Genomic DNA, 12,318 nt, shown 5'->3' with positions numbered 1-12,318 from the left:
ATTGGATAATGCTTATGGTCAGCCTCTAACTATTATGATTTAACAAAGGAGGGAGCAAACTGCATGGTTCGTTCTGTTGAAGCATTCGTTTTCGATGTTTACGGTACGTTGTTTGATGTGTATTCTGTTCAGAAAGCATGTGAAGAGTGTTTTCCTGGTAAAGGGGAAGAGCTCTGCAAGATTTGGCGGCAGAAACAGCTTGAATATTCTTTTTTAAGGCAGCTAATGGGTAGATATCGTACTTTTTTAGAAGTAACAAAAGATGCGTTACGTTATACGTGTAAAAAATTAAGAGTATCTTTGGATAACAAGAAGGAAGAAAAACTAATAAACGCCTACTTACAGCTCACTCCTTACAAAGAAGTTCAACAAGTACTAAAGGAGCTAGACAATAAAACATTGGCCATTTTCTCAAATGGCTCAAGGGATATGCTTGAACCGCTTGTAAATCATTATGAATTCGGCCAGTGGTTTCATCATGTGATCAGTGTTGATGATATGAAACAGTTTAAACCAACTCCTGCCTCATATATGCTCGTCCTGGACAGATTGAAAGTGAATAGGGAGGATGTATTATTTATTTCATCGAATACATGGGACATTGCTGGAGCGAAGAGCTTTGGGTTTTATACGGCATGGATTAACCGAACGGGAGAAATAATGGATGAGCTAGGGATTTGGCCTGACTGTATATACAGTGACTTAACAGAGATTCTTGAATGGAAATAACATATGGTGGGCACGCCTTTTCTCATTTTGTGGACTAGCCCACCAATCTGTTTTACAACAGCTGTTGCTTCATAAACTGCGGAAGCTGGAAACATTGCTTTAATACATCGGCATTGACGTACTTTGTATCAGTTGGCATCAACTTGCTTTCTGAAAGGGAAAGCGGAATTTTTGAGCCGATCGTAAAGCTCCATAATCCGCCAGGGTAAGTAGGCACTGTTGCAGTATAAATAGTAGAATATGGGAACAATTTATTAATGTTAGCATGAGTTTGTTTCAGCACGTCCATATGAAAAATAGGAGACTGGCTTTGACAAACCATCAAACCGTCATCTTTTAACGCGCGGTAAACATTGCTGTAAAATTCATATGAAAACAGTTCTTTCGCCGGACCAACAGGATCTGAAGAATCGATAATAATCACATCGTATGTGTTGGCGTGTTCTTTAATAAATGCGACACCGTCCGTGTACATGAATTTCACGCGAGGATCGGAAAGATTTCCGGATACATCTGTAAGATGTTCTTTACATACATTTACGACCATCTCATCAATTTCAACCATATGAATTTCTTCAACCTCTTTATATTTCGCAACCTCACGTGCTGCCCCACAGTCACCGCCGCCGATAATGAGCACCTTTTTTGGTGAGGGGTGAAATTGAAGCGGAACATGTGAAATCATTTCATTGTAAATGTGACCGTCAATAGAAGTCGTTTGAATAACCCCATCAAGAACGAGCATTCTGCCGAAATCATAAGAATCGAGAATCATGACATGTTGAAACGGTGATTGGTCCGAGAAAATAATATCTTTAATCCGATAGCTAATCTTTAGATTTTCACGCTCGTCCTCTGTTAACCAAAGTTCACCATTTTCATTTTTAATATAAGGTGGTAATTGCTTTGGTAAACTATTCATTGCTGCCTCCTTTAAAATAAAAGTTATATTTTTATAACACCTTTCTAATATTAATATATTTTGTCGAATGTGACAAACGAAGTATTTACATTTTTGCCGAAAATTGTCGTTTAAGATGAATTTGTATCCGCTTGTTCCGGTTTTAATTGATTTTGCTCTTTATTGTCTTCATTATCTTCGCATTCAGCTACAATGATCATTGAGATTAGCACAAAGAAATCCCGAAACGTTCTTGTTTGTAGTATGTCAAAAAGATTGAAAAATATAAAAAGCATCTAACCTAACGCTGTTAGATGCTTTTGTTCATGTCTAGAGCAGTAGTAAACAAATTTTTTAGTTCATTTTTATTCTGAAGCAAATCCGCTAACGTATATGAATCAAGCGCTTTTAAAAATGCTTGCAGCGCCTCGTGAAGAATATGTTTTAGATGACAAACGGGAGTAACAATACAATGGTTTTCGCGCCCTGCAAAACATTCAACTAACGATAAATTATCTTCTGTTTGGCGAACAACCCACCCGATATTAATCTCACTAGGCGGTTTTGCTAAACGGATGCCGCCGTTTCGTCCACGAATCGTTTCGATCAAACCGAGCTTTCCTAACTCGTACACAATTTTGCTTAAATGGTTTTCGGAAATCGAAAACGTTTGCGAAATTTCTTTGATATTTGTTTTTTCGCCATCCTCAAGCGTTCCTAAATAAAGGAGAACGCGCAAGGAGAAGTCCGTATATGTTGTTAAGTGCATCACTTTCACACCTTCATTCATAGTTTCGTCTTTTATTTTAGCATGAATGAAGAAAAATCTTAAAACATCCAATTGTGAACAATTTGTTAAAGATGTATTTTAAATATTGCTTTTATTCGATAACCGTGTTTGAATAAAGATGTATATAAAATACATCTTTTAGTGAGGGGATATAGAAGATGAGTGCCACCAAAACAATGTTAAGCGAAAAAACGATGGAAATGATTAAGTCAACTGTTCCGGTATTAGAGCAATACGGAGAACAAATTACAAAGCACTTTTATCAAACAATGTTCTCTAATCATCCAGAGCTGTTAAACATTTTTAATCAGACGCATCAAAAACAAGGAAAGCAGCCAAGAGCGCTTGCGGCTTCTATTTACGCAGCCGCTCAACATATCGATCATTTAGAAGCGATTATGCCTGTTGTCAAACGAATCGCACATAAACACCGCAGCTTAGGTATCAAACCAGAGCACTATCCGATTGTTGGAAAATATTTGTTGATTGCGATTAAGGATGTACTCGGGGATGCAGCGACTGATGAAATTATAGAAGCATGGAAAGAAGCGTATGGAGTTCTCGCTGATGTCTTTATTCAAGCGGAAGCTCAATTGTATAAGGAAGCAGAAGAAGCCCAAGGCGGCTGGAAAGATTTCCGCAAGTTCATTGTCAAGAAAAAAGTGAAAGAAAGCGATGTCATCACTTCCTTCTATTTAATGCCGGAAGATGGGGGCGCGATTGCTGAATTCTTGCCAGGTCAGTATGTAAGTGTAAAACTCAATATCCCAGGTGAAGAGTATACACATATTCGTCAATACAGTTTGTCAGACTCGCCAGGAAAAGACTATTATCGCATCAGCGTGAAACGAGAAGCGGCGACGGCTGACAAGGCAGCTGGAATTGTATCTAACTATTTGCATGATCATGTGCAAGAAGGAGATATCGTTGAGCTAAGTGCTCCAGCGGGGGATTTTGTTTTAGACACATCCGATGCGCCGATCGTGTTTATGAGCGGCGGGGTAGGAATTACACCTTTATTAAGTATGCTAAATACAGTACTTGAGCGTCAGCCAAAACGAAACGTGACGTTCATCCATGCGGCTATTAACGGGAAAGTCCATGCGTTCCATGACCATATCAGTCAATTAGCGAAAGAAAACGAAAATATCTCTTACTATATTTGCTATCAATCACCTTCTGAAGAAGATCGCGAAAAATACGGCTTTGCTAAAGAAGGATATATCGATTTAGACTTTATTCAATCCGTAGTAAAAAATAAAGATTCACAATTCTACTTCTGCGGCCCTGTTCCATTTATGAAAATCATTTACTACGCATTAAAAGAATGGGGCGTGCGAGAGGAACAAATTCATTATGAATTCTTTGGCTCTGCCGAAGATTTAACAAAATAATAATATAGAATGCCAGGTATTTACGCCTGGCGTTTTTTATTGCTCAATTACTTTACTATGGATGTTTTTCGATTTTTTCTTTCTCTTGCTTAAAAATATTGCGAAATCGGATTGTTTTTCCGCTTCCGAGAAAGACTGATTTTTCTCCCTTTCTACTCCATTCATTCTTTCGTACTCCCGACTAAAGTGTTGTCTTTTGCCTCCATTTTAGATTTGCGTTATGATGGAAGAAAAGAAGTCAGCGAGGTGAAACACGAATGGAACATACAGATAAGCAGTATGAGTTAGCGACATTTGCCGGCGGCTGTTTTTGGTGTATGGTTTCGCCATTCGAAGAACAGCCGGGAATTATAAAAGTCGTATCCGGATATACAGGCGGTCATAAAGAAAATCCAACATATGAGGAAGTATGCTCACACACCACCGGACATTACGAGGCTGTCCAAATTACCTTTGATCCGAACGTATTTCCTTATCAAAAACTTTTAGATATTTATTGGCGGCAAATTGATCCAACTGATTCAGGCGGACAATTTCATGATCGCGGCGAATCGTATCGAACGGCTATTTTTTATCATAATGAGGAACAACGCCGCCTAGCGGAACAATCTAAACACGAATTGGAAGCAAGCGGCCGTTTTTCTAAGCCGATTGTCACACAAATCTTGCCAGCTTCAACATTTTATCCAGCTGAAGAATATCATCAAAACTATCATAAAAAAAATCCACTTCGCTACAAGCTGTATCGAATCGGTTCAGGACGCGATACATTTCTTAAAAAACATTGGTTTAACAAGAAGCGCGATGAAGAACTCCGAAAAAAATTAACACCTCTTCAGTATGAGGTGACACAACGGAATGGCACTGAACCGCCATTTAACAATTTGTATTGGAATAATAAGCGAGAAGGAATTTATGTGGATATTGTCTCTGGCGAACCGTTATTTAGTTCATTAGATCAATTCGATTCTGGCTGCGGCTGGCCAAGTTTTACAAAACCACTTCATCCAGAAAATATTAAAACAGATCTAGACTTAAGCCACGGAATGATTCGCACTGAAGTTCGCAGCCGCGAAGCTGATTCTCATTTAGGCCATGTCTTTCATGACGGACCTCCTCCAACAGGGCTAAGATATTGTATTAATTCTGCGGCATTGCGGTTTATTCCAAAAGAAGAACTGGAGAAGGAAGGATACGGACAATATTTATCATTATTTGAAAAAGAAAAATAAAAGGCTGTTTCAAAAGCAAAGGGTCAGACCGACAATCACGATATGATATATAGTGTATTATATTGGCTAAATCGGCTATATATCATGATGAATGTGTGAGGTCAGACTCTTATGAGACAGCTCTTTTTATTGCATCCGTCATTGATTATGGTATTATAATAAATTATTAGAATTTTCTATCTGTGGAAGGAGATATGGTAATGAGTCATTTTCGAGAACGCCGTCTACGAACATTTTTAGAGCAATATAAAGACCGAGCCCGTTTATTAATATCGTGTCCTGACAGGTCTGGCATCGTCGCCGCTGTAACAACGTTTTTATATAATCAAGGAGCAAATATCGTTGAATCAAGCCAATATTCAACAGATCCGGAAGGCGGTACATTTTTCTTGCGGATCGAATTTGATTGCCCTGAGATGATATCGAGAAAACGAGAGATGGAAGAAGCTTTTGAACCAGTTGCCAAGCAGTTTCAGATGAACTGGCGCTTTAGTTTACATAGTGAATTAAAAAAAATCGCTATTTTTGTTTCTAAGGAAGAACATTGTTTATTAGAATTACTTTGGGAATGGCAGGCGGGCGAATTGCTTGCTGATTTGGCGTTAGTCATTAGCAATCATGAACATACGCGAGACAGTGTTGAAGCGCTTGGTATTCCGTATTACTATATTCCTGTCACGAAGGAAAATAAAAGAGAAGCAGAACGAGAGCAAATATCTTTATTGAAAAAATATGAAATTGATACTATTGTGCTTGCGCGTTATATGCAAATACTATCACCCGATTTCGTAGCAGAATTTCCTTTTCGAATTATTAATATCCACCATTCGTTTCTTCCGGCGTTTGTCGGAGCAAAGCCGTATGAACGCGCGTATGAACGCGGCGTTAAATTGATCGGGGCAACATCGCATTATGTAACAGACGAGCTAGACGAAGGACCAATTATTGAGCAAGATGTAGCAAGGGTCGATCATAAACATCATCCAGAAGACTTAAAGCGAATCGGGCGCATCATCGAGAAAACGGTACTTTCACGCGCTTTGAAATGGCATCTTGAAGATCGAGTTCTTATTCATCAAAATAAAACAATCGTCTTTAAATAAGTGGTTGTTAAGAAAACACTCGTTTGATACGGGTGTTTTCTTCTTTTGCATTTTATATGTACGCGTCCGTCAAATCGTTGCAAAGAGCAAACTTATGGGAGACACGATCGTTTTTGTTGGGGAAAAAGCAACAAAATTTGTGAATCACCTCATATTTTTCTATAATAATAAAGAGGAACGTATATGCGGGAGCAGTTCATTCAGTTTTTGCGATTCACTTCCGCTGTTTGTCATGGAAAATCCTTGCATTACGATTAGAAGTCTATTCCGCAAATGGGCAATGAACGGCAAAATCATTTTAGTTTTATGTTCCAGCTTATTACTAGTAAAAAATCTTTAAAAAATTAAGTAAAGTATATTCAAGCTTTATTAATAAAACTATGTTCTAAATCCAAAATGAACAAAATAAAACAGCATATTCGTAAGAAAGAAGGATTTTAACTGTTTCCCTTGAATGATTACAATATAATCAACCACCTTACATGAAAGGGAGGATTTTTTATGGGGGATAAACGGACTCCAAGCGGCTTTCTTTTAAAACAACGTGCTTTTTTGAAGCTGTATTTAATCACGCTAACGGAGCAAGAACGTTTATATGGACTAAAAATACTAGACCTGCTCCGCCAGGAATTTAAACCGTTTGGTTATAGACCAAATCATTCGGAAGTATATAAGGCACTTCATGATTTAATTGAAGACGGCATTTTAAAACAAGTGAAAACGAAAAAAGAAGGGATGAAATATCAGGAAGTGGTATATTACCGTTTTACAGAAGAAGGTTATAAAAAAGCACAATTGTATAAAAAACAATTGAAAGCGGAGCTGGATCGTTGCGAAGCATTAATTCGGAAAGCGATAAAAGACAACTTCGGATAATTTCTTCGATATTTTCTGTATCATTGACAAGCGGTATCATATTAGTTAATATACCATTAAGGGTATATATTTCATATTGAAAGGAGCAAATGGACAATGATTTATGATAAGCAAATTAAAAATCGTCTAAAACGTATCGAAGGCCAAATACGCGGTGTATTAAAAATGATGGAAGAAGAACAAGACTGTAAAGACGTAGTAACGCAATTATCCGCTATTCGCAATGCGATTGATCGCGCGATTGCTGTAATTGTTAGTACGAACTTAGAACATTGTATTCGTCAAGAAATGGAAAAAGGAAACCATGAGAGCGAAAAGTTAATTCAAGAAGCAGTGAATTTATTAGTAAAAAGCCGATAATAGATGCGAAATCTTTTCGCGTCTATTATTTGTTTACATAATATTTTTATTGTTTTCTGAATTATTGTTTACTTTTGCACAAACTTTCTTGTTTTAGTAGAATACTAATGAATAAAAGATGATTAAGAAAATAGAAAGGATTAGCGATATGTCAATGGAAATGATTCATTTACATCTCCCTGAAGAGATTAAACATATATTAGAAGCGCGGAAACAACAATTTTCCCGTGACAAAGATTCCGGGCTCATTGGTAAAGGCGGCTATACGCCATCTGACGATTCGATATTATTTGACGCAATTGTCGCGCTTTCTTTAGGGAAAAACGTCTTATTAAAAGGTCCGACAGGTTCAGGGAAAACGAAATTAGCTGAAACATTGTCAGCGATTTTTGGACAGCCGATGCATAGTATTAACTGTTCGGTTGACTTGGACGCGGAAGCTTTGCTTGGCTTTAAGACGATCCAAGAACGTGATGGGAAAACAACAATTGAGTTTGTTCCAGGTCCTGTGATTCAAGCGATGACAAAAGGGCACTTATTATATATTGACGAAATTAACATGGCAAAACCGGAAACACTGCCAATCTTGAACGGTGTGCTTGACTATCGAAAAATGATTACCAATCCATTTACAGGCGAAGTCGTCAAAGCCAAAGATACGTTTGGTGTCATTGCCGCTATTAACGAAGGATATGTTGGGACAGTGCCGTTAAACGAAGCGTTGAAAAATCGTTTTATTGTTATTGAAGTACCATATATTCAAGGGGAAACATTAAAAACCGTATTACAAACACAAAGTAAATTAACTGACTCCACACTTATTGATAAATTTGTAACGTTATCAGCTGATTTGATCACTCAGGTGAAAAACGGGCAAATTTCCGAAGAAGCCGCTTCGATTCGCGCCCTTATTGATACATGTGATTTAGCGGTTTATTTACCTCCGCTCCGTGCGATTCAACGAGGAATTATTGAAAAGCTGGAAGACGAACGGGAAAAGGCAGCGATCCAAAATATCGCCGAAACGCTCTTTGAGTGAGGGTTCATAAGATGCATCGATTTATTCAATTTAATGATAAAAAAATTGATTCGTTTCTTTTTATGCAGCTTTCTGATTTGGCAAAGACGCTAGTGAAAAACGAAGAATGGGAAGTGGAATTCGGCTATCAATCCTATGTCGACATCGTTCATCGCAAATTATTCGTCAGCCATTTTTGGGACAATCGTCCGTCCGAAGATAAAGTAAACGGAATGAAAAGCGATGTATTTCTTCGGGCAATCGGCAGTTTGTATCACACTGATTTTAAAGAAGTTGTTCGGTTTATTGAACGAACGAAGAAGACATCTGTTCCCAGCTTTGCTAAACAACTATTTATGCTCGCGGAAGATGTGCGGCTTGAAGAAATTTGCAAAAAAGAGCGGCCGGGAACGAAAAAAGCCTTTTCCATTCGCCGTAAAGTCTATCGCCGTTACTTTAAAAGCCAATTAAACGTCAATCTTGTCAAAGCCGTTCATACGGATGCATTATTTAATACGATTTATCTTTTGTTAACCGCTGATTCACCGCTTGAAGAGGTATTGTCTATCAGCGAAAATATTGATTTAGCCATGCCGTTTATACGCAGCACGCTTACAAGATTTTTTGAAACAAAGTCCACAAAAGATGTCGCAGGAGTTGTGCTTGAAATGGTCGAAGTATTTGATGAAATATTAGAAAACGATATGCTGAACACGTATTTTCATCTTCCGGAAAACGTTTATGAACGGGAAGAACATGGTCTTACAATTGATGATCTAAAACGAAAAGACCCGCTAAAAAATTGCGATGTGTTAGATAAGAAGAAAGATGGCGCTGAAGACATTCATGGTGATATATTACCGACGTGGCACCGCGAAACAAGCGACATGACAAAAAGTTTTCTGCAGTTTGACTTAGAACAAGGCTCACAAACGGATTTGCTTGGGGAAGGAGTGCGCGAAGGGGAAGCAGGCGATCAAGCATTGGCGCTTGTCCAAGGCTCGGCGCAAAAAAGCGCACGCAAAGACTATTCAAAACTAGAAGCGATGGAACAAAAGCGGGATATTCGTGAAGGACGTCTCTCTCATGATTATGGAAAAGAAAATAAACATGCTTTTCCGATATTTATTTCCCCATCCGTTCCTTCAAGTGAAGACGTGGCGCAATATGAGAAAAACAAAACCATCGTCGCACCATATCAAAAGAAATTAAAACAAATGATTGAAAAAACGCTGGAACATAAGAAAACGCTGCCGCGGAGCGATTTACATTTTGGACGTTTAAGCAAAAAATTGCTCCGTTTATTAACAGACGAAAACCCGCGGCTATTTTATAAGAAGCATCAACCGTCAACACAAATTGATGCCGTTTTTTCGCTTTTAGTCGACTGTTCCGCTTCGATGTATGATAAAATGGAACAAACCAAATTAGGAATTATTTTATTTCATGAAGCGTTAAAATCCGTTTCCGTACCGCACCAAATCGTTGGATTTTGGGAAGATACAAACGAAGCGACAGAAACCAAACAACCGAACTATTTTCAAACCGTCATTCCTTTTGACCGCTCGCTGAAAAAAACGAGTGGCCCGGAAATTATGCAGTTGGAGCCGGAGGAAGACAACCGTGACGGGTTTGCCATTCGCGTGCTGACCGAACAAATGATTAAACGAACAGAAAAACAAAAGTTTTTGCTTATCTTCTCTGATGGAGAACCAGCAGCGTTCGGTTATGAACAAAACGGGATTGTTGACACGCACGAAGCGGTGATGGAGGCGCGAAAGCTGGGAATCGAAGTAATCAATGTCTTTTTAGCCAATGGTGAAATTGATGAGGGGCAAAAGAAAACAATTCAAAATATTTATGGCAAATACAGCATTCTCGTTCCCGATATTGCCAAACTCCCTGACGTTCTGTTCCCGCTTTTAAAGAAGCTTCTCTATAAGAGTTTATAAACATTTCCGTCAGCAATGCAGATCGATTTGTTTCCAATTTTATATTATCTAACAAAAACCCTTGGAAGATTCTAAGGGTTTTTGTTTTTCTGTAAATTCGATGAAATAAAGCGGCTTTCAATAGCCGCTTTTTTTAGTTTTTATAAAAAGTTAACACATTTGTAACAGTTTTTATAAAAAATTAATACAGTTATATTATATAATAATATTATCCTGAAAAATATAGATTTTAAAGGAGGGAGTATATGAAACAATATTTATTTTCTTTTGAAACAGATCATCCGAAACGTCTGACATGGAAGGAAACAATTCTTGCTGGAGGCATGATGGAAGCATTTTTAAAAGCGAAACAACTTGTTAAACAATACGCACAAGAAAAAGGCGGTCTCATTCGCGTTGAATATATTGGTGTGCGTTATTTAAATAATTAGCGGAAGGATGATACAGTGCTTTTTCTGCTATTGAGACAGTTGCAATAAATGCGCAGCGATTCCCAATGGTACATGATGAATTGCTGCGCATTTACTTTTTGTTGGTTGTAACAAAAATGCTCTCATTCTCATAAAGATTATTCAATTTTAACTTTAACGCGAATTTTTTGTACAGCATTGTAGCCATACCCTTTCCGATTCCACATTGCAGAAAATGGCTGCGCTCGTCCTCTTGAATCGGTTGCTTTTGCCAAAATGGTATATTCACCTTTTTCATAGGCTTGTCATACAAATCGCGCCGTCTTTCCATTGCTCCCCAAACACTTTTGGCGTAAATTCGCCCCGTTGATTACCGGCACATTCCAGCGTGATAACGAAAGATTTCGACTGCATCGATTTTAATAAATAAGAAGGATACTGAACCAATCCGCCAATTGTTAAATAATACAGATGGGAAAGAAGGGAAGGATAAGTAAAATGATTGCAGCGATAAAAATACGGAATAGGAGTAATTTTCTGACTTAGCAAAAAACGAATGGGAGATTCTTGATTTTCTGGAACAAGAGACTTGGTTATAAAATACGGACGAATTTCCAAATAAATTCACTCCAAAATATCAAAATGTCACACTTTAATATATGAGTTCAAAAAAACTTTTTATGACCTGTGAACCAGTTGTAACAAACTAAAAATCCTAAAAATCCGCTCTAAGCTTGTCCGATTATTAATTATGAAATGATAATGGTTATAAATGAATGAACCGAACTTTGTTTCAAAATTTTTTATGTCTCACTATTTAAAGTTTACTTTTATAATGAGACAATATATATTTTCTTTTTTTAACTTCCTATAATTTGTGTTATGTAAACTGGAGTGTGAAAAATATAAAGCAGTTATTGGTTACTTAACTGCCCTTTCTTTCATTTTATAAAATTATAAAATTCTTCGTTAAATGATTTGTCACGTTTTAACCATGTATAATACGTTCCTAATGTAATTCCAGCCGTTTCACATGCTTGATGAACGCAATAACTTTTTCGATATTCATCGATAAAAGCTTTTTTTCTTTCTGCAACAGCTTGTTTTGTCTTTTTTAATTTTGCGTTTTGCAATGTTTCTGCATCCAAATTTTTATCCGGGAATGCTTCAAATTTACGTTTCAAGTATAACCCTTTATCGTAGTACATCCAGTCGTAAAATTCCTTAATGGTTTTTCGGCCGCTCATATATAAACGAATATGTTTTTCTTTTTTAGTTAAGTTAACTTCAAATCCACGTGGTTTTAAATGATTCTCCAAAGCAACCATAAAATCCAGAGAGCCGCCAACAAAACTGACTACATAGCCATCAGGATTAATATTTCCATCACCGTCAAAATATCCTCTTATAAAATGACTCAAATACATATCCGGAACATATGGAAATTTTACTTCCAGCGATTTATTTGGTGTGATACCATGGAGCACCATTAAATCATTTTTCATAACTTTGCTATTGAGATATAACATATAAACACCGGTTTGTTTATTTTT

At 37.4% G+C, this 12,318-nt stretch carries 14 protein-coding genes; 9 read left to right on the top strand and 5 right to left on the bottom strand.

All coding sequences use genetic code 11. The features are described 5' to 3' along the window. The first annotated feature begins 63 nt into the window (after nucleotides 1-63). The gene (locus B0I26_RS10470) at nucleotides 64-729 is read left to right on the top strand and encodes a haloacid dehalogenase type II (protein WP_111645390.1); all 666 of its coding nucleotides are present in this window, start codon (nucleotides 64-66) and stop codon (nucleotides 727-729) included. 52 nt (nucleotides 730-781) lie between these two features. On the opposite strand, the gene speE is transcribed toward B0I26_RS10470, so the two are convergent. Beyond that, on the bottom strand, nucleotides 782-1,651 hold the full coding sequence (gene speE, locus B0I26_RS10465) for a polyamine aminopropyltransferase (protein WP_111645389.1): 870 nt from the start codon (nucleotides 1,649-1,651) through the stop codon (nucleotides 782-784). A 289-nt stretch (nucleotides 1,652-1,940) separates the two neighbouring features. Beyond that, nucleotides 1,941-2,399 carry an Rrf2 family transcriptional regulator gene (locus tag B0I26_RS10460; RefSeq protein ID WP_111645484.1) on the bottom strand — a complete coding sequence of 153 codons (459 nt, stop codon included), beginning with the start codon at nucleotides 2,397-2,399 and terminating at the stop codon, nucleotides 1,941-1,943. Between the two features lie 179 nt (nucleotides 2,400-2,578). On the opposite strand from B0I26_RS10460, the gene hmpA reads away from it, so the two are divergent. Beyond that, nucleotides 2,579-3,814 (top strand): NO-inducible flavohemoprotein, encoded by a 1,236-nt coding sequence (gene hmpA, locus B0I26_RS10455; RefSeq protein ID WP_409991425.1) that lies wholly within the window; start codon nucleotides 2,579-2,581, stop codon nucleotides 3,812-3,814. A 36-nt stretch (nucleotides 3,815-3,850) separates the two neighbouring features. Here the strand turns inward: hmpA and B0I26_RS18850 are convergent, their stop codons facing one another. Further along, on the bottom strand, nucleotides 3,851-3,979 hold the full coding sequence (locus B0I26_RS18850) for a hypothetical protein (protein ID WP_281268701.1): 129 nt from the start codon (nucleotides 3,977-3,979) through the stop codon (nucleotides 3,851-3,853). A gap of 92 nt (nucleotides 3,980-4,071) precedes the next feature. Between B0I26_RS18850 and msrA the strand changes: the two genes are divergently transcribed. From msrA to B0I26_RS10415, 7 genes are all read left to right on the top strand, one after another. Further along, complete coding sequence (gene msrA / locus B0I26_RS10450) at nucleotides 4,072-5,046, top strand: peptide-methionine (S)-S-oxide reductase MsrA (RefSeq protein WP_111645388.1); 975 nt, start codon at nucleotides 4,072-4,074, stop codon at nucleotides 5,044-5,046. A 200-nt stretch (nucleotides 5,047-5,246) separates the two neighbouring features. Continuing rightward, complete coding sequence (gene purU / locus B0I26_RS10445; RefSeq protein WP_111645387.1) at nucleotides 5,247-6,149, top strand: formyltetrahydrofolate deformylase; 903 nt, start codon at nucleotides 5,247-5,249, stop codon at nucleotides 6,147-6,149. A gap of 501 nt (nucleotides 6,150-6,650) precedes the next feature. Then, nucleotides 6,651-7,025, top strand: a complete 375-nt coding sequence (locus B0I26_RS10435; protein WP_111645385.1) for a helix-turn-helix transcriptional regulator — start codon at nucleotides 6,651-6,653, stop codon at nucleotides 7,023-7,025. Nucleotides 7,026-7,121: 96 nt separating this feature from the next. Next, nucleotides 7,122-7,385: a metal-sensitive transcriptional regulator gene (locus tag B0I26_RS10430; RefSeq protein ID WP_111645384.1), complete on the top strand. Its 264-nt coding sequence runs from the start codon at nucleotides 7,122-7,124 to the stop codon at nucleotides 7,383-7,385. 148 nt (nucleotides 7,386-7,533) lie between these two features. Further along, on the top strand, nucleotides 7,534-8,424 hold the full coding sequence (locus tag B0I26_RS10425; RefSeq protein ID WP_111645383.1) for an ATP-binding protein: 891 nt from the start codon (nucleotides 7,534-7,536) through the stop codon (nucleotides 8,422-8,424). Nucleotides 8,425-8,435: 11 nt separating this feature from the next. Next, on the top strand, nucleotides 8,436-10,355 hold the full coding sequence (locus tag B0I26_RS10420; RefSeq protein WP_111645382.1) for a vWA domain-containing protein: 1,920 nt from the start codon (nucleotides 8,436-8,438) through the stop codon (nucleotides 10,353-10,355). A gap of 245 nt (nucleotides 10,356-10,600) precedes the next feature. Next, nucleotides 10,601-10,786: a hypothetical protein gene (locus B0I26_RS10415; protein WP_111645381.1), complete on the top strand. Its 186-nt coding sequence runs from the start codon at nucleotides 10,601-10,603 to the stop codon at nucleotides 10,784-10,786. A 273-nt stretch (nucleotides 10,787-11,059) separates the two neighbouring features. Here the strand turns inward: B0I26_RS10415 and B0I26_RS10405 are convergent, their stop codons facing one another. Both B0I26_RS10405 and B0I26_RS10400 read right to left on the bottom strand, forming a co-directional pair. Next, complete coding sequence (locus tag B0I26_RS10405) at nucleotides 11,060-11,383, bottom strand: molybdopterin-dependent oxidoreductase (RefSeq protein WP_181502839.1); 324 nt, start codon at nucleotides 11,381-11,383, stop codon at nucleotides 11,060-11,062. A 323-nt stretch (nucleotides 11,384-11,706) separates the two neighbouring features. Next, nucleotides 11,707-12,270: an LAGLIDADG family homing endonuclease gene (locus tag B0I26_RS10400; protein ID WP_245934760.1), complete on the bottom strand. Its 564-nt coding sequence runs from the start codon at nucleotides 12,268-12,270 to the stop codon at nucleotides 11,707-11,709. Nucleotides 12,271-12,318 lie beyond the last annotated feature (48 nt).

The sequence above is a fragment of the Paranoxybacillus vitaminiphilus genome (assembly GCF_003259935.1).
GTDB lineage: Bacteria > Bacillota > Bacilli > Bacillales > Anoxybacillaceae > Paranoxybacillus > Paranoxybacillus vitaminiphilus.
Note: the sequence above shows the minus strand (reverse complement) of the source record. Positions and strands in the feature narration are given on the sequence as shown.